Here is a 26,898-nt window from a genome sequence, read left to right on the forward strand (position 1 = left end):
TTACCGCATGTATGACGAAGAGCAGGTCACCCAGCCGATCGCCGCTGAGCCGGCGCCGGCGGCCGAGGAGTCGGGCACGTCGATCAACTGGCCCACGGTGATGATGGCGGCGGGCATCTCGGCGGTCGTCTCGGCGATCGTGCTCTCCATCGGACTGGTCGGTCTGATGCTCAGCGACGTCGGCGGCAACCGTGCCGCGGCGCAGGAGGCCCCCGCCACGGTGGTGAATCTCGGTGCGCAGCAGACGCAGCCGCACGCCGCCGCCCCGGCGTCCGACAGTGCCGCCCCTTCGTCGGACGCCCCGGCCGCCGACGCTCCCGCCGCCGATGCGCCGGTCGCCGATGCGCCCGCCGCGGACGCTCCGGCGGCGCAGGCTCCGGCTGCTGCTCAGCAGCAGACGCCCACCGCGCAGGGGCCGACGAAGCCGACGGCCGCGCAACTGCAGGCCGAGATGGACTACCTCGCCTCCGGTGCCTCGAACGCGCAGAAGGCTCAGCGCCTGGAGGGCGGGGCCCGCGCGGTGAACCAGGCGCAGGGCATCCTCGGTCTGGCCGCGAAGTTCAAGCCGATGGGGCTGACTTACCGGATCGTCGACCCGGTGACGGTCAACGGCAACATCGCCAGCGCGCGTCTCAAGCTGTCCTCGCCCGGATACCAGCCCACCTACATGACGATGAAGTGGGTGTGGAAGGACGGGCGCTGGAAGCTCACCAACTCGTCCATCTGTGAACTCGGTTCGTACGCCAACATTCCCTGCAACCTGTAAGGACCGTTGGACCAGGAAGGACCCGGGGCGATCGCCCCGGGTCCTTCCTTTAGGTAAGGCTAGGCTAAAATCGACCCATGACGAGTGACCTGGCCGCCCGCCGACGTGAACTCCTCCGCAAGCGTCTCCAGGAGGAGAGTCTGACTCACCGTGGCGCCGCGGAGGCGGTGCCGGCCCGGGCCGACGGTGCGCGCACGCCGCTGCCCATCGCGGCTCGCCGGCTCTGGTTCGCCGGCCACCGCGATCCGGACGACACCTCGCTCAACATCTCGGTGGCCTTCGCGCTGCACGGGGAACTCGATGCCGAGCGTCTCCGCCGCGCCGTCGAGTCCGTGGTCTCGCGACACGAGACGCTCCGCGCCCGCTACCTCGCGGGCGAGGACGGCGAGCCGGTGATGCAGCACCGCATCGGCGCCCCGATCTCCTGGACCACCGCCGACCTGACCGAACTGTCCGGCGCGGCGGCTCAGCGGCGCCTGCAGGTGCTGGCCGCGCGGGAGGCGCGGACGCCCTTCCGACTCGCCGACGACGCTCCGCTGCGAGTCACGCTCGCCGCGCTGGCACCCGAGCACCACGTGCTGCTCCTGACCGTCCACCACATCGCCTGGGACGACGACTCGTGGGCGGTGTTCTTCGCCGACCTCGCCGCCGCCTATCGGGGGACGGAGACGGCGGCGCTCGCGCGGGCGTACGCCGACGTGCCCGACCCCTCTGACGACCAACTCGACGCCGACCTCGCGCACTGGGCGCAGGTGCTGCGTCCCGCACCCGAACCGCTCGACCTGCCCGCCGCGACCGGCGCCACCGGCAGCGGTCGCGTGCACCGCCGCTTGGCGCCGGAGATCGAGGCTGCGGCAGCCGAACTCGGACGAGCTGCGCGCACCACCACGTTCGCGGTCCTGCTCGCGGCCACCCAAGCCTTCCTGCATCGCGTGTACGGCGCCGACGACGTGGTGATCGCGGTGCCGACCACCGTGCGCCCGGCCGGGGCCGAGGATCTGATCGGTTACTTCGGCAACACCGTCCTGCTGCGCGGCGACGTCGACGCGCGGTCGTCGCTGACCGAGCTGATCGGCTGTTCCCGTGAGTCGTTGGCCGCCGGGCTCGCCGCCTGCCGCGTTCCGATCGACCGAGTGGTGGCCGAGTTCGCGCCCGACCGCCGCGCCGGTCTGGCCGGGCTGGTCTCGGCGAGCCTGTCGCTGCGCCGTGATCTGTCCGGGCTCGGGCTCGACGGCCTCCGCGTCGAACACCTCGACCACCTCCACGCTCCCAACGCCCAGTTGCCGTTGGAGTTCGCGATCGTGTCCGGTACCGAACCCGTCCTGGAACTGCAGTATCAGTCGTCCCGCTTGCGCGATGCGGAGGCGCAGGCGCTGCTCGCCGCGTACGCGACCTTCCTCACCGACGTCCTCGGCCGGCCCGACGCGCCCATCCGGGACGCACGACTGCTCGATGACGAGGCGCTCTCGGCGGTGGTCTCCGCGGCCGCCGGACCCGCGGTCGACGATGTTCCCGACACCCTCGTCGGCATGTTCGAGGCCGCGGTGGCGCAGCGTCCCGCCCACCCGGCGATCGTCACCGACGACCGCTCGATCACTTACGCCGAACTCGGCACCGCCGTCGACGTACTCGCGGCCCGGATCGCGCACGCCGCGGGCCCGGCGCTGGCGGCGCCGGACGCCGTGGTCGCGCTGCGCATGTCCGCGAGCGAGGACTTCGTGGTCGCCGCGCTGGCGGTGCTCAAGACCGGCGCCGCCTACCTGCCGGTGGATCCGGACTACCCGGCCGACCGCACCGCCTTCCTGCTCGAGGACGCCCGTCCGGTGCTGGTGCTCGACGCCGCCGAAGTGCAGCGGCTGCGCGCCGAACCCGAAGAGGCGCCGCGGCGTCTCGACCTTCCCGGGCCCTTGCCGGAATCGTTGGCCTACATCATCTACACCTCCGGATCCACCGGCACCCCGAAGGGCGTGGCCGTGGAGCACCGGGCGATCGCCGAGCATCTGCGGGCATTCGGCGCCACCAGCGTCGTCGGCTCCGACGACCGCCTCGTGCAGACCTCGTCGGTCAGCTTCGACGCGTCGATGTTCGAGATCTTCGCGACCCTGACCGCCGGCGCCACCCTCGTGATCCCGAAGAAGGGCGCGCTCACCGACATCGCCTACCTGGCCGACCTGCTGGTCCGCGAGCAAGTGACGGTGATGCACATGGTGCCGAGCATGCTCTCCACGCTGTTGCTGATCCCGGAGGTCAAGCAGTGGACCACGCTGCGCACCGTGCCGGTGGGCGGCGAGGCGCTGCCGGGTGAGGTCGCCGACGAGTTCACCACCGCGTTCACCGCAGACCTCAGCAACAACTACGGGCCCACCGAAGCCGTCGTCGCGGCCACCCATCACCGGGTCGACGGACCGCGCGGCGGCGCGGTGGTGCCGATCGGCCGTCCCAATCCGGGGGTCGCGGCGCACCTGCTCGACGCCGGCCTGCAACCGGTGCCCGACGGAGTGGTCGGCGAGCTGTACCTCGGCGGACGTCAGCTGGCGCGCGGCTACCTGCGCCGCAGCGGACTGACCGCCGCGCGATTCGTCGCGGACCCCTTCGGAAAGGGTGAACGTCTTTACCGCACAGGCGATCTCGCCCGGCGCGGCGGAGACGGGGAGCTGCAGTTCGTCGGCCGCTCCGACGACCAGATCAAGGTCCGCGGCTTCCGCATCGAACCCGGTGAGATCGAGGCGGTGCTCGCCGCGCACGAGGACGTCCAGCGTGCCCTGGTTACCGTGGTCGACGACCGACTGCTCGCGTACGTGATCGGCGAGTCCGGCGCGGTCCCCGACCCGCAGGCGCTCCGCGACCACGCCGCGCAGACACTTCCGTCGCACATGATTCCGGACGCCGTCGTCGCCATCGACGAGGTGCCGATCACCGTGCACGGCAAGCTCGACCGCGCTGCGCTTCCGGTGCCGGCCACGCAGGCCGCGGGTTTCGTGGAGCCGGCGACGCCCACCGAGCGGCGGGTGGCGGCGGTGTTCTCGGAGCTGTTCGGCGGCCGGACCATCGGGTCCGCGGACTCGTTCTTCGATCTCGGCGGCCACTCGCTGCTCGCGGCCCGCCTGGTGACCGCCCTCTCGGCCGAGTTCGGGCTCGACGTCGACGTCCGGGCACCGTTCGACGCCCCGACGGTGGCCGGGCTGTCCGCACTGCTGGTCGAGAAGGCGCGCGCCGAGCTCGGCGTCGACCTCGACGCGGACCCGGACCAGGACGGCTGGGCGGACGGCGCCTGGACAGAAGGCGACGCGGAGGGGAGCGATTGGGCCGACGGGGACTGGACCAGCGCCGACTTCGGCGGGATCGCCCTGGGAACGCCGGAGCCGCAGCACACCGAACCGGTCCGACCTCCGCTGGTGGCCGGTGACGAGGTCGAGCGGGCGCCGCTGTCGTTCTCCCAGCTCGCCATGTGGTTCAACGAGCGGTTCGGCGGCGCGAGCGCGGAGAACAACATCGTGCTGACCCTCGCCGTCGAAGGGCCGGTGAACGACGACGCTCTGCGCGGCGCGATCGCGGACGTGGTCCGGCGGCATCGCTCGCTGCGGACCTCGTTCAGCGAGATCGACGGACTGCCGGTCCAGGTGATCCGCGACGACGCCGACATCGAGGTGCCGCTGAGCATCACCGAGGCCACCGATGCCGACGACCCCGTGCGCATCGCGGCGCAGACCGGGGAGCTGATCTTCGATCTGGCGGCGGCGCCGCTGGTGCGCGCACACCTGGTGCGGGCCGGGTCGTCGTCGGTGCTCGCGCTGGTGATTCATCACATGGTGGTCGACCACGGCAGCACCGACATCATCATCGCCGACCTCGCCGCCGCCTACCGTGCGCGGACCGGCGGTCCCGCCCTCACTCCTCGGCCGGCCGGACCGGAGTACACCGACGTGGCGCGCTGGCAGCACTCGATGTTCGGTCTCGACGCCGACCCCGACAGCGACGCCGGCCGCTACGGGCGTGCCCAGATCGACTTCTGGCGCGACCGGCTCGAAGGACTTCCGGACGAGATCCTGGTGGCGGCCGACCGGCCCCGCCCCGAGGGCCTGAGCCACCGCGGGGTGATCGTCGACTTCGATATCAGCGCTTCGCGCTACGAGCGGCTCAAGACCGTCTTCCGCGGCAGTGCGGTCAGTGACTTCATGGCGCTCACCGCCATGTGGTCGGCTGCGCTGCACATGCTCGGCGGCGGCGTCGACATCGCGATCGGCACTCCGTCGGCGGGGCGGGCCGACCCGGCGACCGCCGACATCGTCGGGCTGCTCGCCAACATGGTGGTTCTGCGCACCGATCTGACCGGCGAGCCGACACTGAACGACGTTCTGCACCGCTCCCGCGACGCCGTGCTCGACGCCTTCTCCCACCAGGATCTGCCGATCGAACGCCTGGTGGAGGCGCTGAACCCGCGCCGCACCCGGGCCCGGAACCCGCTGTTCCAGAGCATGGTCCACTTCCGCGATACGGCAGGCGAGCCCGTGGTCCAGCTCGCGGAGGGCACGTCCATGCACATCCTCCCGATGGAGGTGGACACCTCCTACCTTGATCTCAATCTGATCGTGACCACCTGCGGCGACGGCAGCCTGAGCGGCCGGCTGGTCGCGAGCGCAGACCTCTACGACGAGGACACCGCGCGCGGTATCGCCGACCGATTCACGACGCTCCTCGAAGCCCTGGCGGAGAATCCGCAGCGACGGCTGTCGGAGGTGACGGTCCGGCCGATACCGGATGCACTCGACGCCTCCGTGCACGGTGAGGATCCCGCCGTGCTCGCCGAACTCATCGCCGCCGGGTCGCCGCGACGCGTTCAGGCGCGGCCCGCGACACTCGCCGGTCTGCCGCACGCGGGTCTGACGCACTGCGCCTCGGTCGCGACCTGGATCGTCGACGGTCCGGGTGCCGCCACCGCACTTCCGGAGACGCTGCGCGCGCTCTCGCCCGCGTCGCTGGTGATCGACAACTACGCCGCCGCACCGGCGGCCGCGCCGGTCGCCGAGGTGTACACCGCCGGCGGCGGCACCCAGACGCCGACCGAGCGGGCACTGGTGACCATGCTCGAGGAACTGCTCGGGGTCACCGGGATCGGGCGCGACGACAACTTCTTCGCGGTCGGCGGCGACAGCGTCATCTCGATCCAGTGGTCGGCGCGTGCGGCGGCCGCGGGCATCGCTCTCGATCCGCAGCAGATCTTCGACCACTACTCGATCGCCGAACTGGCCGAGGCGGTCGACGCCGCGCGGGCCCGGAACGACGACACCGTCGAGCCGGAGCCGCAGCCGGTCGATGCGTCGCCGATGTCGGCGTCGGGGCTGTCGAGTGACATGCTGTCGGCGCTCGGCTCGGCGTGGGAGGCGCAGCAGTGAGCCCGGAGCAGCAGTCGAAGCCGGCCATCGAAGACGTCCTCGCGCTCTCGCCGCTGCAGGCCGGGCTGTTCTCGCTCTCGGAGATGGCCGGCGACGGCCTCGACGTCTACAGCATGCAGTTCGTCGTCGAGATCAGCGGACCGCTCGACGCCGCGGTCTTGCGCCGCAGTGTCGCCGCCGTCCTCACGCGGCATCCCAATCTCCGTGTCAGTCTGTGGGATCAAGGCGTTCCGCACCCGGTGCAGATCGTGCCGACCCAGGTCACCGTGCCGTGGCGCGAGGTGCGGACCCATCCCGACGATTTCGACGATCTCGCGCTCGCCGAACGCTCGCAGCGGTTCGACCTGCGTCGCGGCCCTGCGATGCGGGTGGTGCTCGCCGCACTGCCCGAGGGCAGGCACCGGCTGCTGCTCACCGCACACCACATCCTCATGGACGGCTGGGCGATCGCGCTCTTCTTCCGCGAGCTGCTGGCGATCTACGGCGCGGGCGGCAGCGCCGACGGACTGGCGCCGGTGAAGCCGTACCGCAACTACATCGCGTGGCTGGCGGAGCAGGACACCGCCGCGGCGCTCGACACCTGGACGTCGTATTTGGACGGGGTGTCGCCGCTGTTGATCGGCGCCCCGGGGACCCCGGCCACCGAACCGGTGCGGCACCGGCGAACGCTCGACGCCGCGGAGACCTCGCGCGTTCTGGGTTGGGCGCGCCGGGCCGGACTGACTCCGGCGGCTGTGACGCAGTACGCGTGGTCGGTGGTCCTCGGCCGGCTCGCCGACCGGACCGACGTGGTCTTCGGGACCACCATCTCGGGCCGACCGCAGAGTCTGCCGGGGGCCGGCGAGATGGTCGGGCTGTTCATCAACACCGTCCCCGTGCGCGTCGACCTGCGAGCTCAGCCGACCGTCCTCGAGGCCTGCACCGCACTGCAGCGGTCGTCGGCCAGGATGCGCGACCTCGGATTCCTCGGCCTCGCGGACATCGCGCGCGCGGCCGGTACCCCGAACCTCTTCGACACGCTCTTCGTCTACGAGAACGCTCCGATCGGTTCGGCGACCGAACCCGTCACCGCGCCGGACGGCACCCGCTTCCTGCCTCTCGCGATGGAGTCGCTGTCGCACTACCCGCTGACCGTCGTCGCCTACGAGCTCGACGGGGAGCTGATCGTGATGAGCGAGTCGGTCGCCGAATCGCTGGGACCGATCGATCCGGCGCAGGCCGTCGAACGGGTGCTCGCGGTGCTCCGGGCGCTGCCCGACGCCGCGGACGCTCCTGCCGACACGCTCGACGCGCTGCTCGATCACGAGAGGGAATGGGCGGCACGGCCGTCGCGCGGTACGCCGCTGCCCGCCGGAACCACGGCGATCGGGCTGTTCTGCGAACAGGCACGGACCTCTCCGGCGTCCGTCGCGCTCGTCGCCGACGACGGCACGTGGACCTACGATCAGCTCCACCGCTGGTCGCTGGCGGTTGCGGGGGACCTGCGGTCTGCGGGAGTGCGACGCGGTGACGTGGTGGCGGTGGCGCCGCGACGGTCGGGCCGGACGGTCGCGGGCGTGCTGGGGGCGATGCTCGCCGGTGCCGCGTACGTGCCGATCGACGTGTCCATGCCGGTCGCCCGGATCGAGAATCTGCTCGACCAGTCCCGTGCGGACGTGGTTCTCACCGACCCCGAGTTCGTCGATCTGTTCGCGGGGCGCACCGTCGTCACCGATTGGGACGGCGGGGATCGGCATGGCGGGGAATCCGTCGAGGTGTCCCCGGCCGATGCGGCGTATCTCATCTTCACCTCCGGCTCCACCGGCGAGCCCAAGGGAGTGATCGGCACGCAGGGAGCGCTGGCCAGCTATGCCCGCGATCACCGCGACCGCGTGCTGTCGGTCGGCCGCCGGCGGCTCGACCGCTCGTTGCGGGTGGCGCACGCCTGGACGTTCTCCTTCGACGCGTCGTGGCAGCCGCTGGCCGCCCTGCTCGACGGCCACGAGGTCCATCTGTTCTCCGATGAGCAGACGCGCGACGCCACGCGTCTGGTCGCGGCGCTCGCCGAGCGCCGGATCGACATGATCGACACCACGCCGTCGATGTTCGGCCAGCTCTCGGCGGCCGGGCTGGTGTCCGGGGAACCGGGTCGGCCGACGTTGACGGTGCTCGCACTCGGTGGCGAGGCGATCGGTCCGGCGCTGTGGGACCAACTGGGGTCGTTGCCGCGGACGGCGGTCTTCAACTGCTACGGACCCACCGAGACCACCGTCGAGGCGATGGTCGCGCGCGTGTCGGAGTCGCCGGTGCCGACGATCGCCGGACCCACCGACCGGATGAGTGCGCGGGTGCTCGACTCCCGCCTGCGGCCGGTTCCCGACGGGGTGATCGGTGAGCTGTACCTGACCGGGGACCAGGTCACTCGCGGCTATCAGGGGCGCCCGGGGCAGACGGCGGCAGCCTTCGTCGCCGACCCGATCCGATCTGGGGAGCGCATGTACCGGACTGGAGACCTGGTGCGCCGCAACGCAGTCGGCGACATCGTCTTCGTGGGACGCGGCGACGACCAGGTCAAGATCCGCGGCTACCGCATCGAGGTGGGCGAGGTGGAGGCAGGACTCAGGGCGGTGCCCGGGGTTCGCGAGGCCGCCGTGGTGGTGGTCGATCGGCCGATCGGTGCGGCGCTGGTCGGATTCGTCTCGGGGGCGACCAACGGGGCGGGTCTCGACGCCGCCGTCGTCCGCGGCGAACTGGCGCAGAAGCTGCCGTCGCACATGATCCCGACGAGGATCGTCGTGCTGCCGGTGCTGCCGGTGAACCGTAACGGCAAGCTCGATTCGGTGCTGCTGGGGGAGTCGGCGCGCGCGGCGCTGGCCGGCGGCGGGGAGACGGGCCGACCGCTCGACGAGGTGGAGGAGCGGGTGGCCGCGGCCGTCGAGGGCGTGCTCGGCACCCGTCCCGGTCCCGACGACGACTTCTTCGACCTCGGCATGGACAGCATCGTCGCGATGGCGTTGGTGACCGCGCTGCGTGCGGGCGGCGACGAGATCGCGGCGCGCGACGTCATGGCCTTTCCCACCGTTCGCGACTTGGCCGACGCGGTCCGCCGGGGCGAGCGTCTGGCGCGGATCGCCGCCGAGCGCGAGTACGGCGAGGTGCCCGCGCTGCCGGTGGTGGAGTGGATGTACGAGGGCGGCCGGTGGCGGCGGTTCACGCAGACGGTGCTGTTCCGACTGCCCGACGGGTGCACGGACGCCGAGGTGGTCCAGGTGCTGCAGGCCGTGCTGGATGCGCACGACATGCTGCGGTCCACCCGGGAGAGCGGAGTGCTCGTGACCCGCGAACCCGGTGCGGTGGACGCGGCGAGTCGATTCTGGGTGATCGACGGTGAGCCGGGGCAACAGTTGGGCACGCTCATCACCATCGCCGCCCGCCAGGCCAACGAGGCCGTCGATCCCGATCGCGGAGACATGGTGGCCGCGGTTCGCGTGGTGCCGAGCGGGGGCGGCGACGTCCTGCTGCTCGCGATCCACCATCTCGCGGTGGACGCGGTGAGCTGGCAGATCCTCTTCGGTGACATGGCCCAGGCCGGCGCGGCCGTCGCCGCGGGCGCGCCGCCGGCACTGCCCGCGGAGTACACCGACTACCGCGCGTGGAGTCGTCGAATGCTCGCGAGGTCGGGAACGGAAGCCGTTGCCGCACAGCGGGATTACTGGCGGTCGCAGGTGTGTGCCGACGACCCGGTGATCGGTTCGCGTCGACCGGAGATCGGCCGCGACACCTGGAGCGAGTTGACGTCGGCGCCCGTCTTGACCGACGTCGCCGTGACGGCCGAGATCCTGGACCGGATCGATCAGCGGATCGGGATGCGTGAGTTCCTGCTGACCGCGCTGACGGCGACCTTCGCATCCTGGCGCGCCGAGCGCGACCAGGACCCGTCGGCGGGAGCGCTGATCGCGCTCGAAGGTCACGGCAGAGAGGATGCGACCGTCGGGGACGACATCGACACCGGGCGCACGCTCGGCTGGTTCACCACGGTGTTCCCGGTGCGGCTGGCCGCGGGCACGACGGTCACGGTCGACGCATTGGAAGCGGACTCCGGCGAGGGGCGACGTCTGCTCGAGCGTGTCACTGCGGAGCTGGAGGCGGTCCCGAACCGGGGTCTGGACTATGGGCTGCTGCGCTATGCCGAACGCGACGCCGACCTGGTCGAGGGCGTCGAACCGCAGGTGGAGTTCAACTATCTGGGCCGCTTCGACCTGGGTGTCGCGGGTGAGGATCCGGGCGCGTGGCAGCCGGTCGTCGACCTGGAGTTGAACGAGCATCTGCCGACCGATCCCGAGCCGGATCTTCCGCTGCGATACGCGCTCGACGTGGTCGCCGTGGTCCGCGCGACCGACGACGGCCCTCAGTTGGTGACGAACTGGCGTTATTGCTCCACGGTCCTCTCGCCCGCCGACATCGCCCGCCTCTCCACCCTCTGGTCCCGCTCCCTCTCCGCCCTCTCAAGCGCCGAACCCCCAAAGCCTCTCGAGTAGCGGAGGAGCGGACCGAGACGGGGCATCGCACTGGCCCGAGGTGCCCCAGGTTTGTCGACCTCTGGCCTGTCGAGTAAGCGGAGGAGCGAAGCGACGAAGCGCATCGAGACGAACGGGTCTCCATGCGTCCTCGCCCTACTCGCCTGTCCTGGGCCGTTCTATCAGGCCTGTCGACCCGACAGGTTTGTCGAGTGAGCGGAGGAGCGGAGCGACGAAGCGTATCGAGACGGGCGTCGGGGTCTCGATGCGTCCTCGGCTAGCGCCTCGTCCTACTCGACGGTCTTGGGGGCGTTCTATCAGGTTTGTCGACCCCACAGGTTTGTCGAGTAAGCGGAGGAGCGAAGCGACGAAGCGCATCGAGACGTCGCCGCCCGGGGTCTCGATGCGTCCTCGGCTTGCGCCTCGTCCTACTCGACGGTCTTGGGGCGTTCTGTCAGGCCTGTCGACCTTACAGGTTTGTCGAGTGAGCGGAGGAGCGAAGCGACGAAGCGCATCGAGACGGACGTCGCCCGGGGTCTCGATGCGTCCTCGGCTTGCGCCTCGTTCTACTCGACGGTCCTGGGGCACCGTTCAGGTTTGTCGAGTAAGCGGAGGAGCGGAGCGACGGAGCGTATCGAGACGTTGCCGCCGGGGTGGTCTCGATGCGCCCTCGGTTTACTCATAGGCCTGGGCAATCACTCCTGCGGCCTCGACGGCGGCGTCTGGCCCGGGCGGAAGCCCTTCTTCGCCGCGCGGCGCAGCGCGTCGAAATCGCCGGCGATCAGCGCCTCTCGTTTCGCGCGCGACCACTTCGACACGCGTCTCTCCATCGCGTACGCATCCTCGATGGAATCGAACTCCTCACAGAAGACCAGCTCGACCGGACAGCGATTCCGGGTATATGCCGACCCGCGACCTGACTGGTGTTGCTCGAACCGATGCTCGATATTCCGCGTGCTCCCCACGTAATAGCTGCCGTCCGCGCATTTCAGGATGTACATGAAGCCGTGCATGAGGCGACTGTGGCGGACGTCGGGGCGGGGTGCAATGCGGGTATCCACAGCGTGTGACGACGGGTCTCGATGCGCTTCGTCGCTTCGCTCCTCCGCTTACTCGACTGGCCTGGGGGGCGCTGCGCTCCTGTGTGTTTGGGGTCTCGGTAAGTCCTCGGCTCGGCTCGACCGCCGACCAGGTGATCGCCAGGTACAAGAACATCATCGCCCGCCTGAAGGCCGACGGCGTCCGTGTTCACGTGGCGACGATCCTGCCGGCGTCCGACTCGCTCTTCAGCGGCTACGCCGCCCCGCGGGCCGATTCGGAGCGCCAGCGGGTCCGGCCGGCTACCGCACGATGGCCGAGGCCGTCGACCTCTCGATCTTCAGCTGAGCGGCCGCGGCCGGTCGCGTATCACAGCAGGCGATGGGCGGCCCGGCCCGCGGTGCGGCCGGTGAACAGGCACCCGCCCAGGAAGGTCCCTTCGAGTGCTCGGTAGCCGTGGACGCCGCCGCCACCGAAGCCGGAGGCCTCACCGACGGCCATCAGCCCTTCGACGGGCCGGCCGTCCGCGGACAGGACCCGGCCCGACAGATCGGTCTGCAGTCCGCCGAGGGACTTCCGGGTCAGGATGTTCATCTTGATCGCGATGAGCGGTCCCGCATCGCGGTCGAGGATTCGGTGCATCGGCACGGTGCGCACGAGGTTGTCGCCGACGTAGGCCAGCGACCGCCGGATGCTCTTGATCTGCGGATCGGTGCTCTTCGGGTTGAAGGCCTCACGGTCGCGGTGCGCGATCTGCTTCTTCAGAGAACCCGGATCGACCAGATCGGTACCGACAAGGGCGTTCATCTTGGCCGTCAGCGCTTCGACGCTGCCCGCCGTGACGAAGTCCGGTCCGCGATCGAGGAAGGCCTGCACGGGTTTCGGAACGTCGTCGGTGGCGCGGTGCACCAGGTACAGCGGGAGGTTCTTGGCGGTCAGCTCCGGGTTCTGTTCGGAGCCCGAGAGCACGAACTCCTTCTCGATGATCCGCTTGTTCAAGACGAACCACGAGTAGTCGTAGCCGGAGCGCTGGATGAGTTCGAGGGTGCCGAGAGTGTCGTGGCTGGGGATGCCCGGTTCGCCGAATCGGCGACCGGCCGCGTCGAACCACATCGACGACGGGGCTCCGAGCACCCGGATACCGTGTCCGGGCCAGATCGGCGAATGATTCCGCAGGCCCTCGGTGTAGTGCCACATGCGGTCGCGGTTCACGAGCCGGGCGCCTGATCGTTCGGCGATGCCGAGCATCCGGCCGTCTACGTGCTGCGGGACGCCGGTGACCATGAATTCCGGCGCCGTTCCCAGCCGTGCCGGCCAGTTGCGGCGCACCAGGTCGTGATTGCCTCCGATGCCGCCCGACGCCACGATCACCAGTGGGGCGTGGAGTTCGAAATCCCCGATCTGCTTGCGGGAACTGGCTTTTCCTCGCGGCAGCGAACTCGGTTCGAGGACGCAGCCGCGGACGCCGACCACGGCTCCCTGCGCGGTGATCAGTTCGTCGACCCGATGCCGGAACGCGAACCGGATCCGTCCGCGGCGCTGCGCCTCGCGCACCCGCCGGACGAACGGTTCGACGACTCCCGGACCGGTGCCGAGCGTGGTGTGGAATCGGGGGACGGTGTTGCCGGGAGTGCCCGGAACGCCGTTGCCCCGCTCGGCCCATCCGACCACGGGGACCCACGAGACGCCCATTCCCGCCAGCCACGACCGCTTCTCTCCGGCGGCGAATTCCAGGTACTTCTCGGCCCATCTCCGAGCCCAGTAGTCCTCGCCGTCGACGCTGTGCGGCGAGCGGTCGAAGCCCGCGGTGGCGAACCAGTCGCGGTGTGCCCGCTCGTGCGAGTCGCGGATGCCGGCGAGACGCTGCTCCGGGCTGTCGATGAAGAACAGTCCGCCCAGACTCCAGTGCGCTTGGGCACCGACGTTCTGTCCCGACTCCTGATCGACGATGAGCACCTTGCGTCCGCGATCGGCGAGTTCGGACGCCGCGACGAGTCCGGACAGTCCGTGACCGACGATGATGACGTCGGCGTCCGGTGACGGCCCGGCCGCTGCCGCGATCCCGTGACCCGGCGCGACCAATGCGGCGGCGACGGCCGCGCCGCCCGCGGCGAGTGCCTGGCGACGAGTGATGGTCGGATTGAACTCAGCGGGCACGGGTGACCTTTCGATGTCGTGAGGGTGGTATCGGTCGTGTTCTCAGACGGCCTGCACCAGACTGACCGGGCGCGGGCCGCAGCGCGCGCGGTATCGCCGAAATCTGGCACAAGAGACACGAAAATCTGGCACTCGATGATCGAGAGTGCTAAATTTGGTGGTGCACAGTCGACGATCATCAGTCGAACCGGCTGGTGACAAATGAATAGGAGGTGTGGTGCTGTGCTTCGCTTCGATCCATTCAGCGACTTTGACGCCCTCGCCCGCGGCCTGCTCTCCGGCCAGGCAGGAACTGCGCGGACTCCCCGATTCATGCCGATGGACCTCTACAAGGTCGACAGTCACTACGTTCTCGCTGCCGACCTTCCCGGCGTCGACCCCGGATCGATCGACGTCAGCGTCGACAACGGCGTGCTGACCCTGTCGGCTCACCGGACCGTGCCGTCCGAAGACGCCAAATGGCTGGCCAGCGAACGCTTCTCCGGAACCTTCAGGCGCCAGGTCACCCTCGGTGAGGGAATCGACACGTCCGGAATCAATGCGCAGTACGACAACGGCGTACTGACGGTCACCATCCCGCTGTCGGAGAAGGCCAAGCCCCGCAAGATCGAGATCGAGCACAAGGGCGAGCCGCGGTCGATCACCGCTGCGACGGAGTGACCCGCTGACAGCCGCCGCAGGCGTCGCGCATTCTCTTCACCGAAGGAGGTCGTCGATGACGAGTGTCTTGGAAGTCGATCCGATCGACTGGCTGGAACAGCAGCATCCGGTCGATGCGGACGGCGCCGAACCTGACGACTACCCCCACACCGTGCGGGGAGCGGCGCAGGCCGACGCACTCCCTCACCGTTCCGAAGTCCCGTAACCGAACCGTGTGCCGGGCGTCCCGGGGAGAAACCCCGGGCCGCCCGGCACCTCACGATCTCTCATGAGAACGACGATCAGAGCATTTCGATGACTGCAGTCCTGCCTCCACGGGAGTCCGCCGCGCCGCGGCCCACGAGTGAGATCCGATGTTCCCGATGCGAGCGCGCCTACTGGCTCCGATGCCGGTCGGGCGCCGCCGCCGTCGACTTCGCCGCAGCCGACGGCTGGGTGATCGAACCCGGGCAGACGTTGTGTCCGTGCTGTGCGGCGATCGGAGACGGCCGCAATCGATTACCGTGAGCCCATGAGCAGCGATTGGCGGGCGACCCGCGTCGACGAGATCCGTTCACTGATCCACCGCGCCGCACCCGGTGTCGTCGAAGAGGCGAAGTGGAAGAAGCCCTCGAATCCCGACGGAGTGCCGACCTTCTCGCTCGACGGTCTGATCTGCACCGTCGAGACCTACAAGGCGAAGGTCAAAGTCACTTTCGCCAAGGGCGCGTCGCTGCCGGATCCCGCCGGGCTGTTCGTCCCCGCGACCGGCGGAACCCGCCGTGCCGTCGACCTCGCCGAATCGGACGATCTCGACGCGGACGCGTTCGTGGCGCTGGTCCAGGCGGCGGTCGCGCTCAACCGGGACTGAGGCGCGGGCCCGGCTCAGACGCGGGGACGGCCCACCACGAAGGTCCCCACATTGCATTCCTCCAACTCGTCGCGGCCGGTGGCCGCGGCGAATGCCGCGGTGTCGCCGTATCCCTGCGCGACCCCGCCGAGACCCATCGCCGTGGCGGTGAGATACAGCGTCTGGGTCAGCACGCCGACGTGTTTGAGGATCACCGCGTACGCCATCTGCTCGTACGTCCACATCATTCGGCCCGCCCGAGCGGCCAGGGCGAGCATCACCTGCGGCAACTCGCCGTCGGCGAGGGTGAGAGCGGCGGGCGAGAGCAGCCGATTCACGGCGGGGTCGTCGATGTCGGCCACCCGGCGCAGTGCGTGCCGGTACGAGTCGTAGTGGTACATCCCGGGTGCGACGCCGTCGACGGTGCGGATCACCGGGTAGATCTCGAGTTCGTAGAGCGAGCCGCCGGAAGGGTAGGGGCGAGAAGGAAGCTCGGTGACGGCGGTGCCGGAACGCTCGAGGGTGGCCACGTTCCGAGTTCGGGCGCAGCGATACAGCAGCTCGCCCAGCTCCGCGACGGTCATCGGTGCGGCGTCGTCGAAGCTGCGGACGGACACCCGATCCTCGACGACGCGCGCCAAGGGAACGTCCGACTGCGACAGGCGGTCGAGGTCGGGCACGGGCAGCGGGATGCTCTCGCCCGGGTACGGTTCGGGCGACGCGGGGACCGGCGCGAAGTGCCCGTCGGCCCAGCGGGTGGGGCCGAAGTGGGCCCAACTGGTGCCGCGGTCGCCGACGGTGCTCCGACGGTGGAACCAGAGTTCGTGGGGACTCCACGCGGCCGCTGAGAAATCGGACTCCTCGCCGTCGGCGTCGAGAACGGCGTGACCGGTCCACAGCAGATCCGACCACAGCGAGTCGGCGACGAGGTCGTCGTCTCGGCCGCCGGCCAGGATCGCGGCCACCGAAGGGTCGCCGATCACCACGTCGCACCAGGAGCGCGGGTTCTCGGCGACGACCTCGCCGCCCGTCCTGCGGAGCACCGTGAATCGAGACAGCACCCCGTCGGCGTGACGCGGCTCGGGGCGCGTGGAATCGACGGAGCGGAACGGCCGGAGGCGGTACAGCTCGGTCTCGCCGCGGGAGACGGCGAGTTCGAGTGCACCGGCCGACAGCAGATCGCGCAGCAGATCGGCGACCGGCGGAGGCGGTGCCGCGTCGAAGGCGACCGGGCCGGCGTTGAGTGCTTTGAGTACGCCGCCCTGCATGGGCACCAGTCCGGTCAACCGGCGTTTCGCCGGCAGAACCGTAGCGGTCCCGGGAGCGCCGAGCACGGCTTTGCTGCCGGGACGCCAGGTGTAGACGTTGCGCAGGGCGGTCCGCGAGGGACCCGTCATCCGATCAGGCCGTCGCCTTCTGGAAGGCAGGCTTCAGCTCGTCGAGCAGGTACGGGATCGCCAGCGGCGTCGGCTGATTGAGTCCGCTGATGTCGGCGACGGACAGATCGGCGACGGCCCCGCTGCGGACCGACTCGAGCTCCGAGTATCCCGGCAGCTTGCGCAGCGCGCTCTTGAGAGCCGGGGTGTTCGCCGTGACGATCAGGACATCGGCGTCGAGCATCGGGACGTTCTCGGTGGAGATCGGGAAGCGCGGGTTCTTCGTCTTCTCGAACTGAGCGAGCAGCTTGGGCGCGACCTTCATGCCGAGTTCGTTGAACAGGTACGCGGCGCCGTCGTTCGGATCGGCCATCACCTGGATCTGATCGGCGGAGTACATGTACGCCATCGCGTACGTCTTGCCCGCCAGACCCGGGAGCTCCTTCTTGAAGTCGGCGATCTGGTTGTTGACGCCGGCGGTGATCTCCTTGGCCTTGCCGTCCTGACGCAGCAGGGTGCCCATCAGCGCGACAAGGTCCTGCCACGGGTCCACCTGCTGACCGGTCACGCCGGGGATGGTGGGCGCGATCTTTCTGATCTTCTCGAAGTTCTCCGGCTGCGACTTGGGCATGTAGCCCTCGGCGAGGATCAGGTCGGGCTCGGCCTTGGCGATCTGCGCCACCAGGTTCTCCGGATCCAGTGCCGTCGATCCCTGCAGCTTGTCACCGGTCCAGGGCGACGGGCTGCCGGTGAGGATCTGGATGTTGTCGAGGTAGGCAACGGGCTTGACGCCGAAGGCCAGTGCGGTGTCGATCCACTGCGCGCCGAGGGTGACGATCCGCTTGGGAGTGCCCTTCACCGTCACCGGTCCCTGCGCGGTGTTCACCTGGATCGGGCCGCCCGAGGCCTCGTCCTCGTCGGGAGCGCTGCACGCGGACACCGTCAGGACGACGGCCAGCAGACCCGCCACCAGTGCCAGGACGGTCTTCATAGTCGACTTCATGAGCCGAATAGTAACCCAGGCTCACCTAACTTTGCTTAGTCGGCCCTGGGTTGGGAGTCGGACATCACGCATCCAGCGTCCGCAGGAGAGCGCGCGTGCGGGCGCGAGTCTCGCGGTCGCGATCGAACAGTATGCCGACGAACTCGTCGACGCCGAAGGCTCCCAGCTCCCGGACGCGGTCGGCGACGGTGGCTTCGTCGCCGACGATCGCGGCGTCGCCCGGACCGGTGAAGCCCTCGCGGTCGAGCATCGCCTTGTACGAGGGCAGGTTGTCGTACATCGCGAACTGCTCGGCCGCGGCGGCGCGGGCGCCGTCGGCGTCGTCGGTCACCGAGACCGGCAGCATCGCCACCACGCGCACGTCGGAGGCCGAGCGTTCCGCGGCCTCGGCGGCTGTGCGCAGGGTGGGGGCGATGTGATCGCGCAAGGTCTTGGGCCCGGTCATCCAGGTCACCGTGCCCGCCGTGCGACTGCCCGCGATGCCGAGCATCTTCGGTCCCAGCGCGGCCAGGTACACCGGCGGCGCGGGAACGTCGGCGATCGTCAGGGCGCCCCGCGTCGTCACGAGTTCGCCCGCGCTGCTGACCTTTTCGCCGTTCAGTAGCGGGAGCAGGCCGTCGAGGTACTCGTTGGTGCGCTGGACGGGCCGCTTGTAGGAGACGCCCCACATGCCTTCGGTGACCACTTGGTGGCTCAGGCCGAGTCCCAGATGGAGGCGCGGACCGATGATCGCGTTGGTGGTCAGCGCGCGTTGCGCCAGGAGCATCGGATGCTGCACCTGCATCGGCAGCACGCTGGTACCGAACTCGATCTCCGGCACCTCCCATCCCGCGACCGTCAGCATCGTCAGGGCGTCGGGCTCATTCGGCATCTGGGTGCACCAGACTCGGCGAAAGCCCTCCTCCTGGATCTCCGCGAGGCTCTCGACGGCCTTGTCGACGGAGGCGGTGCGGGCATTGATGGTCCAGACGACGCTGACATCCATGGGTGCTCCTGAGTTCGGGACGGTCGACGTCGATCCTATGCTTCGTCGCCGACGCGCGTGGGTGGCTCGGGACCCCGCCGCGGGGAGCTGGTGCGCGTGCAGCCGGTGAGACGATATAGTCAAACAGTCTCAAAATGGTGCGTTCATCTCTTACTCTTGCCGCATGGAACTGGTCGTGTCGCCCGCGCATCTGCGGTTGCGGAATCGAATCGAGCGGATCACGGGAGTGGATCTGTTTCCCGGCGACGACGTGCGCTCGGCGTTCGCTGCGGGACTTCTCGCCGGCGACCCGACGGCGGAGGCCTTCGTCGCCGAGACCTTTCACGGTGAGATGGGCGGTGCGGCGGCGCGCGAACTCCTCGACGAGGCGCTGCGAGTGGGGATCGACAACGTTCCCGACGCGCCCGAATCGATGCGGGCTCTCTTCGCCGAGTTCGAGACGGTCCCGGACTGGGTGGATCCGGACCTGGTGGAGCAGGGCGCGGCGGTGTGGCGACGCTGGGGCTACAACCTCGGAGCGGTCGGGAATGCGGGCACGATGGACACCTACACCGAGGCGTCTCTCGCGGTGCCGCTCTCACTCGCCGGCGGATACGCGGGATCGAGTGCGCTGAACCGATATCTCGAGACGAGTCGGTGGTGGCTGGAGGTCTGCCGTCCGGGGGCGGTGCTCACTCCCGGGTCGACGGCGCGCGCCATCTCGCTGCGAGTCCGCGTGATGCACGTGTCGGTGCGGGCGCGCGTCTTTGCGCATCCGGAGTGGGACGCCGAACGGTACGGTCTGCCGATCAGCCAGAGCGAGATGATGCTGACCCTCCTCGGCGGCAGCGTGGGTCCGGCTTTCGGGCTGACCGCGCTCGGCTTCCTGACCAGTCCGTCGGAGGTCCGCGCCGTCCTCCATTTCAATCGGTATCTCGGTCACCTGGTCGGTTGCCGGGTGGACGAGATGTATCCGGATACCTATGCCGACGGCCTCCGGCTGCTCTACTACTTCGACGCCACGCGCAAACACGACTCCGGCGGTCTCGGTTCCGAACTGGCGGAGTCGTTCGTCCCCGCGTTCGCGCCGCATCCGGGGATGCGCGGCCCGGGCCGGTTGCGTGCCCTGTTCCACCTGCATCTGCAGGCCGGCTACACGCGGCTGTTCATGCTGCCCTGGAACCGGCGCGCCCACCGGCTCCCGAGCGGGCTGCCCGGCGTCGCGATGCTGATCGGACGGGCGCCCTTCATCGCCGTGATCGAAGTGGCGCGCCGCGTGCTGCCGGGTGTGGACCGGTGGTGGCAGACCGGTTCCATGAGACGGTGGCGGCGCTGGCACGCCTGGCACAGCGGGAGCCGTGTGGAGGCGTTCGACGCCACGGCCCCGTTGCGCCGCTGACCGCCCGAGCTTGCGCAGCGACGTCAGACGGCCGTCCGCAGTGCGCGGTACACGCTCTCGCCGAGGAATTCGGCCAGTTCGTCCGGCGCCCAACGAGAATCGGCGAGCAGGGAGCGAACGGCGCCCTCGCTGGCGGAGACCCACAACTCCACCAGCGGGTACAGCTTCTTGTCGATGTCCGCCTCCGGCATCCCCCACGCCGCCAGGGTCGGCCGCAGCAGATCGGTGCAGCGGGCCACGGCGTCGGCCCGTCCCCGGCCGAAGAACTCCGCGACTTCGGAGTCGGGGGAGCCGTACACCAGCCGCCAGGTCTTGGGCTGTTCGGCGACGGTGTTGAGCAACGCGCGGAAACCGTCGATGAAGACCGTCGCGTCGGCGTCGACGGCTCGCCTGCGGAGCACGGTCGTCATCGATTCGCGCAGCCGGCCCTCCTCGCGCTGGACCAGTTCGGCGATCATGTCGACGCGGTTGGCGAAGCACGCGTAGATCACCGGCCGGGTGACGCGCAGCCGCTCGGCCACCGACGCCACGGTCACGGCCGAAACGCCTTCGGAGACGGCGATGTCCAGCGCGGCGTCGAGGATCTGGGGCCGACGACGCTCGGGGCCGAGATGCTCGGCGCGCGGCCGGTGGGAGTTGGCAGCCATTGCGCTAAGAGTTTAGAGGTTCGAGACTCTCGTCGACGCTGAAAGCCGGTGTGCGGCCCGGAACGTGCGGAACCTGCGATGACCGGACGACGAAGTGCGCGTCGACGAGAGGAACGCCGGTGGACAGAACCGTGAACGATGTGGCTCAGCAGGTCTCGACCGGCGCCATGCCGGGATGGGACCGCGTCGAGGCCCTGGCCGTCCAGGCGCATGCGCGCTACGCGTCCAATGCCGACGGGCACGTCGCCGACTACATCCCGGGGCTGGCGGCCGCCGACCCGGAGTTGTTCGGGCTGGCGGTCGGAGAGATCGACGGATCGGTCCACGGCGCCGGCGCGTGCGAGACGCTGTTCTCGATTCAGTCGATCTCCAAGGCCTTCGTCTATGCGATGGTCTGCGACGCCGTGGGCCACGGCGTCATCAAGGATCGGGTCGGCGTGAACAACACCGGCTTGTCGTTCAACTCGGTGATCGCCGTCGAACTCAACAACGGTCACCCGATGAATCCGATGGTGAACGCCGGCGCCATCGCCACCACGGCGCTGGTCCCCGGAGCCACGCCGGCCGAACAGTGGGAGGTGATCCGGACGGGGCTGTCCCGGTTCGCCGGACGGCAACTCGAACTCGACGGCGAGATCTACCATTCGGAGATGCGAACCAACCAGCGCAACAGGGCGATCGCACAATTGCTCGAGAGCTACGGACGCATCGACATCGATCCGTCGGACGCGGTCGACACCTACACGCGCCAGTGCTCGCTCCGCGTCAGCGCGCGCGACCTCGCGGTGATGGGCGCGACGCTCGCCGACGGCGGAGTCAACCCGGTGACCGGTGAACGGGTGGTCTCCGACCAGGTCTGCCGCGACACCCTCGCGGTGCTGGCGTCGACCGGCATGTACGAGCGTTCCGGCGAATGGCTGTTCGAGATCGGCCTGCCCGCCAAGTCCGGGGTCTCGGGCGGCATCGTCGCGATCGCCCCGGGCAAGGGCGCGATCGGCACCTTCTCGCCCCTCCTGGATTCGGCCGGGAACAGCGTTCGCGGCCAGTTGGCGACCGCGTATCTCTCACGTGCACTCGGCTTGAACATCTTCGCCTCGGCTCCCGCCCACCACTCTTCGGCACCAGCCGCCCGAAAGGATGCAGTATGACGACCACCGCCGTCCCGGTCAGCGAGGAGCGGCGCTCGTGGCTGCCGCTCATCGGACTGTTCTTCGCGCAGGTCCTGATGTCGTTCAACGTCGCGGCGCTGCCGGTCTCGATCGGCGGGATGGTCGACGACTTCGACGCCACGCCCACCGCCGTCGGCACCACCATCGTCATGTACGGGCTGGCCGTGGCCGCATTGGTGATGCTCGGCGGCAAACTCGGTCAGCGCGTCGGATGGGTGATGATCTTCCGGATCGTCGTCGTCACCTTCGCCTGCTCGTCGCTGATGATGATCTTCTCGCCGTCGGTCGGGTGGGCGATCGCCGGACAGGGCCTGGCCGGAGCATCCGCGGGCCATCATCGTGCCGTCGCTGGTCGCATTGATCGCTGAGAACTACGTCGGCGACCAGCAGGCGACGGCGGTGGGATCGCTCGGCTCGGCTCGTGCGGTCTCCGGCATGAGCGCCTTCTTCATCGGCGGTGCGCTGGGTGCGTCGGTGGGCTGGCGGCCGGTGTTCGGCATCGTCCTGGCTGTGGCGGTCATCGTCTTCGCGCTCAGCTTCACCCTCCGCTCGGACAAGGGTGACCCGAGTATCGAGATCGACGTGATCGGCGCGGTGCTGATCGGTGGCTCGGTGGTGCTGCTGACGCTCGGCTTCAACAACCTCAACTCGTGGGGCCTGTTCTTCGCCGACGCCGGTGCGCCCTTCGACGTCGGCGGAGTCTCGCCGGCGCCACTGATGATCGTGCTCGGTCTCATCGTCGGCCAGGGCTTCTTCGTCTGGACCCGGTCGCGGATGAAGGCGGGCAAGGTTCCGCTGGTCGATCTGTCGGTGCTCGGCAGTTCGCGTGAGCGTGCCGCGGTGTACGCCATGTTCATCGTCGTCTCGCTGGAGGCCGCACTGAACTTCACCGTGCCGCTGTACATCCAGATCGTTCAGGGCCGTTCGTCGTTCGACACCGCGATCGCGATGATTCCGTTCAACCTGACGGTGTTCGTGACCGCGCTCCTCGTGATCAGGTTCTACCGGCGCTACAGTCCCCGCACCATCGGCGTCTTCTCCTTCGGCCTCACCACCGCGGCACTGCTGTGGCTCTCATTCGTGGTGAGCAACAACTGGGAGACGGCGGCGACGATCATCGGGCTCATCGTGTTCGGCATCGGGCAGGGCGCCCTCGTCACCCTCGTCTTCAACGTGCTCGTGACCGCGGCTCCGACGCGTCTGGCCGGTGACGTCGGATCGGTCCGCGGCACCACACAGAATCTGGCTTCGGCGGTGGGCACGGCGGTGGCCGGCGCGCTGCTGTCACCATCCTCGGCTTCACGGTCACATCGTCGGTCGCGAGCCACCCGGAACTGCCCGACTCGCTGGTGGAACAGGTGAATCTCGATAACGTCAACTTCGTCAGCAACGACAATCTGCGGACCGCTCTCGAGGAGCAGACGGACGCGACCCCGGCACAGATCGACGCCGCGGTGGAGGTCAACGAGGACACGCGTCTGCGGACCCTGCGATTCGGACTGCTGTTCCTGGCCGCCGTGAGCGCGACCGCGATCATTCCGGCCGGCCGACTGCGAACTACCGCAGGGAGGAGATCCCCGCACCCGGAGACGACGAAGGCGCGGCCTAGGCCGCGGCCTCGCTCTGGCGGGGTTTGATGCCCAGGCGGTCGGCGAACAGTCGCCGCTGGATGATCCAGCCCGCCACCGACAATGCGATCCACAGCGCGTTCGAGGTGATGCTGGCCGCTGCCGAGTCGGGACTGTCGACCCAGTTCAACGGCTCGAAGGCGCGCCCGACGCCGATCAGGACCATGCTGGCGCCGCCGATGGAGGTGAGCCACAGCAGTGCGCGTGCGCGGTACTTGTCGGCGCAGAACGCGGCCGCGACCGCGATGGCGACGATGATGATCGCGCTGGCCGCCCACGAATTGTCGCCGGGCTGAACCAGGTCGGCGAGGCGTGCGCCGCCCACCGCTCCGGTCAGGCCGCCCACGAAGTACGCGGCGAACCGGAAGATCAGCGAGCAGACCACCCAGGCCGACACCGCGCCGATCAGGCCGAACAGGAACATGGTCAGACCGCCGGCGTTGAACAGGCCGCTGACGATCCAGCCCAGACCGAATCCCGCGGCGATCACGCCCAGATGCACTGACCGCACCCCGTAGAAACACAGCAGCGCGCCGACTGCCAGGATCACCAAGCCGTTTGCATCAAACATCCTCGAGCCCTTCCGGTTCTGCCGTCGCGTCCGGCCGGACGCGATCGGCGCCGCGCCCGCGGTGGACAGGAACGTCAGAGTAGTCGAGAATCCCCCAGCCCCGAGCCGGATACCGCTGACGAGTCTTCCGTCTGACGGTAGGCGCGGAAATTACCGTAAATGGGTGAAATCGCCCTCGAAATCGGCTCTGCCGCAGAACAATGGGCGAATGGCGTGGTTCAGGGACGGGCAGGCGGTGAGACCGTTCGACCGTCCCGTCGTCCGCAATGCGTTGCCGCGCCGCACCGTCTACGCACTGCTCGACGAGTACCGGTCGACGCCGGTCACCGTGGTCTGGGCCCCGGCCGGGTACGGCAAGACGACCGCGGTCGCCGGATGGCTCACCGACCGCCGGCATCCGGCGGCCTGGGCCGATCTCGCCCGTGTCGGCGACGACCCGGCCGCGCTCTGGTCGGCGGTGGTCACCGCCGTGGCCGAGATGGGCATCGGTGATCCCCGTGCGCTCGCCGCGATGATCGACTTCTCCGCGTGCTCGCCGGCGGAGGTGCCCGCGCGGCTGGCGTCGTGCCTGGCCGACTCCGGGCCCCTGCTGCTGGTGCTCGACGACCTGCACTCGGTCACCGGGCCGCGCGCACGAGCAGTTGCTGGAACTGGTGGACCGGATGCCCGACAGCGTGCGCATCGTCGCGGTGACGCGCCACGATCCGCCGTGGCCACTGCACCGCATGCGGGTGGAATCGGTGCTGAGCGAGGTCCGCGTCGACGAGATCCGGTTCGGTGTTCACGAGGCGGCGGCGCTGCTGGCGGATGCGTCGGTGACCGTCGGTCCGGACGACGTGGAGCGGCTGGTCGAGCGAACCGGAGGCTGGGCCGCCGGTCTGCGCCTCGCGGCCATCGGTCTGGCTTCGGCGGCCGATCCGCACGCGTACGCCACCGAGTTCTCCGGACGGGACGGATACGTCGCCGACTATCTGATGCGAGAGGTATTCCTCGGCGCACCGCTGCAATGGCGCTACTTCCTCACCAGGGTCTGCGTCGCCGACGAAGTGTGTCCGGAACTGGCCGCTGCTCTCGGCGGAGGTGAAGACAGCGGTGAGCGGCTGGCCGAACTCGCCGGTCTCAACATGTTCGTCCACGAGAGCGCAAACGCCCCCGGCTGGTACCGGCTGCACCCGCTCCTGCTCGATCTGCTCCGTTCCCGGATCACCGACCGGCGCGATCTGGCCACTTCGCATCGGGTGGCCGCGCACTGGTTTCGTGAACAAGGCATGCCCAGACGGGCGCTGGAGCATGCGATCGAGGCGAACGAGTGGGAGGCGGCCTCCGAACTCGTCGGCACCCACATCATCGCGTGGGCGATGGCGCGCCCGCCGGACTGGCTGTCGGCGACGTTGAGCCGAGTTCCGCGGGACGCGGTTCTCACTCATCCCGGGTTGGCGATCGGGGTGGCGACGGCCGAGGCCATGACGGGCCGGACCGCCGACCTGGACGAGTTGGCAGCGGCGGCGCACGGTCGCGTCTGCCGCCTCGAGGGCCGCAGGCGTCGCCGGTACGAGTTCCTGTTGGAATTGGTCGAGTTGGGATTGCGGCCGTGGATCGACGATCCGGCGGGGTTGCGGGCACGCTGCGATCGACTGCACCGGAACCCAGAGGCGCTGGCGACTTCCGGACTGGCGGACTGGGACGTGATTCGGACGGCGCTGGTCGGCAACCTCGGAGCCTGTGAGCTCTGGTCGGGGGATCGTGTGGCGGGCCGAGCCGATCTCGCCGACGTGCTGCGGTATGAGGGCGGCCCGCGGATTCTGCTTCCCGTTCTCAACGCCCGCGCGAACCTCGCGCTTCTCGAGTGGCAGGACGGAGACTTGTCGGCGGCTGAAACTCACGCCCGCCGCGCGGTCGCAGATGCCGACGAGCTCGGCAGTCCTCTCGCCGTCCAGGCCGGGGCCGCACATCTGGCGCCTGCGGGCATCGCGCTCGACCGGGATGACCTCGACGATGCGGCGACGTGGCTCGATTCGGCGTCCGCATCGGTCCACAGCCCCCACGCGACCGTGGTGCTGGTGGTCCTCCAGGCGCGGCTGATGATGGCGCGACGAGCCGTCGCCGAGGCGCTCCGGTTCGCCGACGAGGCACTTCGCGCGGCGTCGGTCCCGGGCGTTCCGGACTCGTTGGTGACCGTAGCGATCGGCACCCATGCGGTGCTGAGTCGGAACCGCCACCGCAGACGTGTCGGCATCCGCTTCGCGGGCGACGCGGACTCGATCCGGGGAATGGTGGCCGAGTGCCTCGACGTCGCGGCGAACAGCGGCGGAGGGTCGAGCAGGGATCAGCGACTGCGGGCCCTCGACCGAGCCCTGGGCATCGCCGCCGGTCATCGGCTTCGCCGGTCGTTCCTCGAACGAGGAGTCCACTTGCGCGAACTGCTGTCCGACCGGGTCGCCGGCGGCACGGAGCACAGCGGCTTCGCACTCGACCTTCTCAATCGGATTCCGGTCCGTACCGGCGGGCTCGTCGACGAGGCGGGCCGGCTGGTTCCGCGGCTGAGCGCCCGCGAGATGGATGTCCTCCGGCATCTGCTCGGTGCCACGACCACCGCCGAGATCGCCGATCGGCTGTTCATCTCGGTGAATACCGTCAAGACGCATCAGCGCGCGATCTACCAGAAGCTCGGGGCGCGGCCGTCGTGACGCGATAACGCGGGCGCGGGAGCTGAGGCTGATCTGACCGGGACCGAGCACGCCGGATTCTCCCGTGCCGTCGGAATCACTCGCAAAGGGTGTTGTGCGAGGGATGGCCGAGCGC

At 69.5% G+C, this 26,898-nt stretch carries 19 protein-coding genes; 11 read left to right on the top strand and 8 right to left on the bottom strand.

Translation table 11 applies throughout. The features are described 5' to 3' along the window. The first annotated feature begins 7 nt into the window (after positions 1 to 7). The 3 genes from Y710_RS04325 (at position 8) to Y710_RS04335 (ending at position 10,676) form a co-directional block, all read left to right on the top strand. Positions 8 to 766 carry an MTB12 C-terminal domain-containing protein gene (locus Y710_RS04325; RefSeq protein ID WP_006896082.1) on the top strand — a complete coding sequence of 253 codons (759 nt, stop codon included), beginning with the start codon at positions 8 to 10 and terminating at the stop codon, positions 764 to 766. 77 nt (positions 767 to 843) lie between these two features. Then, the gene (locus tag Y710_RS04330) at positions 844 to 6,159 is read left to right on the top strand and encodes a non-ribosomal peptide synthetase (protein ID WP_062366512.1); all 5,316 of its coding nucleotides are present in this window, start codon (positions 844 to 846) and stop codon (positions 6,157 to 6,159) included. Further along, the gene (locus Y710_RS04335; protein ID WP_062366514.1) at positions 6,156 to 10,676 is read left to right on the top strand and encodes a non-ribosomal peptide synthetase; all 4,521 of its coding nucleotides are present in this window, start codon (positions 6,156 to 6,158) and stop codon (positions 10,674 to 10,676) included. The genes Y710_RS04330 and Y710_RS04335 overlap by 4 nt, the downstream gene beginning before the upstream one ends. 674 nt (positions 10,677 to 11,350) lie before the next feature. Here Y710_RS04335 and Y710_RS04340 read toward each other — a convergent pair. Both Y710_RS04340 and Y710_RS04345 read right to left on the bottom strand, forming a co-directional pair. Next, positions 11,351 to 11,668, bottom strand: coding sequence for a GIY-YIG nuclease family protein (locus Y710_RS04340; protein WP_045538273.1), 318 nt, complete (start codon positions 11,666 to 11,668; stop codon positions 11,351 to 11,353). A gap of 394 nt (positions 11,669 to 12,062) precedes the next feature. Continuing rightward, positions 12,063 to 13,775: an FAD-binding dehydrogenase gene (locus Y710_RS04345; protein ID WP_231875673.1), complete on the bottom strand. Its 1,713-nt coding sequence runs from the start codon at positions 13,773 to 13,775 to the stop codon at positions 12,063 to 12,065. A 297-nt stretch (positions 13,776 to 14,072) separates the two neighbouring features. Between Y710_RS04345 and Y710_RS04350 the strand changes: the two genes are divergently transcribed. From Y710_RS04350 to Y710_RS04355, 3 genes are all read left to right on the top strand, one after another. Beyond that, positions 14,073 to 14,510, top strand: coding sequence for an Hsp20/alpha crystallin family protein (locus Y710_RS04350; RefSeq protein WP_006896087.1), 438 nt, complete (start codon positions 14,073 to 14,075; stop codon positions 14,508 to 14,510). A 55-nt stretch (positions 14,511 to 14,565) separates the two neighbouring features. Further along, positions 14,566 to 14,715 carry a hypothetical protein gene (locus tag Y710_RS18685; RefSeq protein WP_156479406.1) on the top strand — a complete coding sequence of 50 codons (150 nt, stop codon included), beginning with the start codon at positions 14,566 to 14,568 and terminating at the stop codon, positions 14,713 to 14,715. 306 nt (positions 14,716 to 15,021) lie between these two features. Continuing rightward, positions 15,022 to 15,360 carry a DUF1801 domain-containing protein gene (locus tag Y710_RS04355; RefSeq protein WP_006896088.1) on the top strand — a complete coding sequence of 113 codons (339 nt, stop codon included), beginning with the start codon at positions 15,022 to 15,024 and terminating at the stop codon, positions 15,358 to 15,360. Between the two features lie 14 nt (positions 15,361 to 15,374). Here the strand turns inward: Y710_RS04355 and Y710_RS04360 are convergent, their stop codons facing one another. The 3 genes from Y710_RS04360 to Y710_RS04370 form a co-directional block, all read right to left on the bottom strand. Then, entirely contained in the window at positions 15,375 to 16,736 is a 1,362-nt protein-coding gene (locus tag Y710_RS04360; RefSeq protein WP_006896089.1) for a SagB family peptide dehydrogenase, read from the bottom strand. 4 nt (positions 16,737 to 16,740) lie between these two features. Beyond that, positions 16,741 to 17,718: an ABC transporter substrate-binding protein gene (locus tag Y710_RS04365; protein WP_231650177.1), complete on the bottom strand. Its 978-nt coding sequence runs from the start codon at positions 17,716 to 17,718 to the stop codon at positions 16,741 to 16,743. Positions 17,719 to 17,782: 64 nt separating this feature from the next. Beyond that, positions 17,783 to 18,703, bottom strand: coding sequence for a TIGR03564 family F420-dependent LLM class oxidoreductase (locus tag Y710_RS04370; protein WP_006896091.1), 921 nt, complete (start codon positions 18,701 to 18,703; stop codon positions 17,783 to 17,785). Positions 18,704 to 18,866: 163 nt separating this feature from the next. Here Y710_RS04370 and Y710_RS04375 point away from each other — a divergent pair, with 163 nt between their 5' ends. Continuing rightward, positions 18,867 to 20,081: an oxygenase MpaB family protein gene (locus Y710_RS04375; protein ID WP_006896092.1), complete on the top strand. Its 1,215-nt coding sequence runs from the start codon at positions 18,867 to 18,869 to the stop codon at positions 20,079 to 20,081. Between the two features lie 23 nt (positions 20,082 to 20,104). On the opposite strand, the gene Y710_RS04380 is transcribed toward Y710_RS04375, so the two are convergent. After that, positions 20,105 to 20,728 carry a TetR/AcrR family transcriptional regulator gene (locus Y710_RS04380; protein ID WP_006896093.1) on the bottom strand — a complete coding sequence of 208 codons (624 nt, stop codon included), beginning with the start codon at positions 20,726 to 20,728 and terminating at the stop codon, positions 20,105 to 20,107. A 119-nt stretch (positions 20,729 to 20,847) separates the two neighbouring features. On the opposite strand from Y710_RS04380, the gene glsA reads away from it, so the two are divergent. Genes glsA through Y710_RS04390 form a run of 3 tightly spaced genes read left to right on the top strand, consistent with a single transcriptional unit; the run spans position 20,848 to position 23,259 of the window. Then, on the top strand, positions 20,848 to 21,876 hold the full coding sequence (gene glsA / locus Y710_RS04385; protein WP_006896094.1) for a glutaminase A: 1,029 nt from the start codon (positions 20,848 to 20,850) through the stop codon (positions 21,874 to 21,876). After that, entirely contained in the window at positions 21,873 to 22,265 is a 393-nt protein-coding gene (locus Y710_RS18690) for an MFS transporter (protein WP_006896095.1), read from the top strand. The genes glsA and Y710_RS18690 overlap by 4 nt, the downstream gene beginning before the upstream one ends. Next, positions 22,237 to 23,259, top strand: coding sequence for an MFS transporter (locus Y710_RS04390; RefSeq protein WP_231875668.1), 1,023 nt, complete (start codon positions 22,237 to 22,239; stop codon positions 23,257 to 23,259). The genes Y710_RS18690 and Y710_RS04390 overlap by 29 nt, the downstream gene beginning before the upstream one ends. Positions 23,260 to 23,502: 243 nt before the next feature. On the opposite strand, the gene Y710_RS04395 is transcribed toward Y710_RS04390, so the two are convergent. Both Y710_RS04395 and Y710_RS04400 read right to left on the bottom strand, forming a co-directional pair. Continuing rightward, a complete protein-coding gene (locus tag Y710_RS04395) occupies positions 23,503 to 24,096 on the bottom strand; it encodes a hypothetical protein (protein WP_006896097.1) in 594 nt (197 codons plus the stop codon). Positions 24,097 to 24,384: 288 nt separating this feature from the next. Beyond that, complete coding sequence (locus tag Y710_RS04400) at positions 24,385 to 24,717, bottom strand: hypothetical protein (RefSeq protein ID WP_045538282.1); 333 nt, start codon at positions 24,715 to 24,717, stop codon at positions 24,385 to 24,387. 41 nt (positions 24,718 to 24,758) lie between these two features. Between Y710_RS04400 and Y710_RS04405 the strand changes: the two genes are divergently transcribed. Continuing rightward, complete coding sequence (locus Y710_RS04405; RefSeq protein WP_156479407.1) at positions 24,759 to 26,783, top strand: winged helix-turn-helix domain-containing protein; 2,025 nt, start codon at positions 24,759 to 24,761, stop codon at positions 26,781 to 26,783. The last annotated feature ends 115 nt before the right edge of the window (positions 26,784 to 26,898 follow it).

Origin of the sequence: Gordonia sp. QH-12 (genome assembly GCF_001578675.1) — a bacterium.
GTDB lineage: Bacteria > Actinomycetota > Actinomycetes > Mycobacteriales > Mycobacteriaceae > Gordonia > Gordonia sihwensis.

Coding starts and splice junctions, on each gene's coding strand:
- Y710_RS04325 (WP_006896082.1), top strand. CDS start 8: ATGTATGACGAAGAGCAGGTCACCCAGCCGATCGCCGCTGAGCCGGCG.
- Y710_RS04330 (WP_062366512.1), top strand. CDS start 844: ATGACGAGTGACCTGGCCGCCCGCCGACGTGAACTCCTCCGCAAGCGT.
- Y710_RS04340 (WP_045538273.1), bottom strand. CDS start 11,668: ATGCACGGCTTCATGTACATCCTGAAATGCGCGGACGGCAGCTATTAC.
- Y710_RS18685 (WP_156479406.1), top strand. CDS start 14,566: ATGACGAGTGTCTTGGAAGTCGATCCGATCGACTGGCTGGAACAGCAG.
- Y710_RS04355 (WP_006896088.1), top strand. CDS start 15,022: ATGAGCAGCGATTGGCGGGCGACCCGCGTCGACGAGATCCGTTCACTG.
- Y710_RS04360 (WP_006896089.1), bottom strand. CDS start 16,736: ATGACGGGTCCCTCGCGGACCGCCCTGCGCAACGTCTACACCTGGCGT.
- Y710_RS04365 (WP_231650177.1), bottom strand. CDS start 17,718: ATGAAGTCGACTATGAAGACCGTCCTGGCACTGGTGGCGGGTCTGCTG.
- Y710_RS04370 (WP_006896091.1), bottom strand. CDS start 18,703: ATGGATGTCAGCGTCGTCTGGACCATCAATGCCCGCACCGCCTCCGTC.
- Y710_RS04375 (WP_006896092.1), top strand. CDS start 18,867: ATGGAACTGGTCGTGTCGCCCGCGCATCTGCGGTTGCGGAATCGAATC.
- Y710_RS04380 (WP_006896093.1), bottom strand. CDS start 20,728: ATGGCTGCCAACTCCCACCGGCCGCGCGCCGAGCATCTCGGCCCCGAG.
- Y710_RS18690 (WP_006896095.1), top strand. CDS start 21,873: ATGACGACCACCGCCGTCCCGGTCAGCGAGGAGCGGCGCTCGTGGCTG.
- Y710_RS04395 (WP_006896097.1), bottom strand. CDS start 24,096: ATGTTTGATGCAAACGGCTTGGTGATCCTGGCAGTCGGCGCGCTGCTG.
- Y710_RS04405 (WP_156479407.1), top strand. CDS start 24,759: ATGCCCGACAGCGTGCGCATCGTCGCGGTGACGCGCCACGATCCGCCG.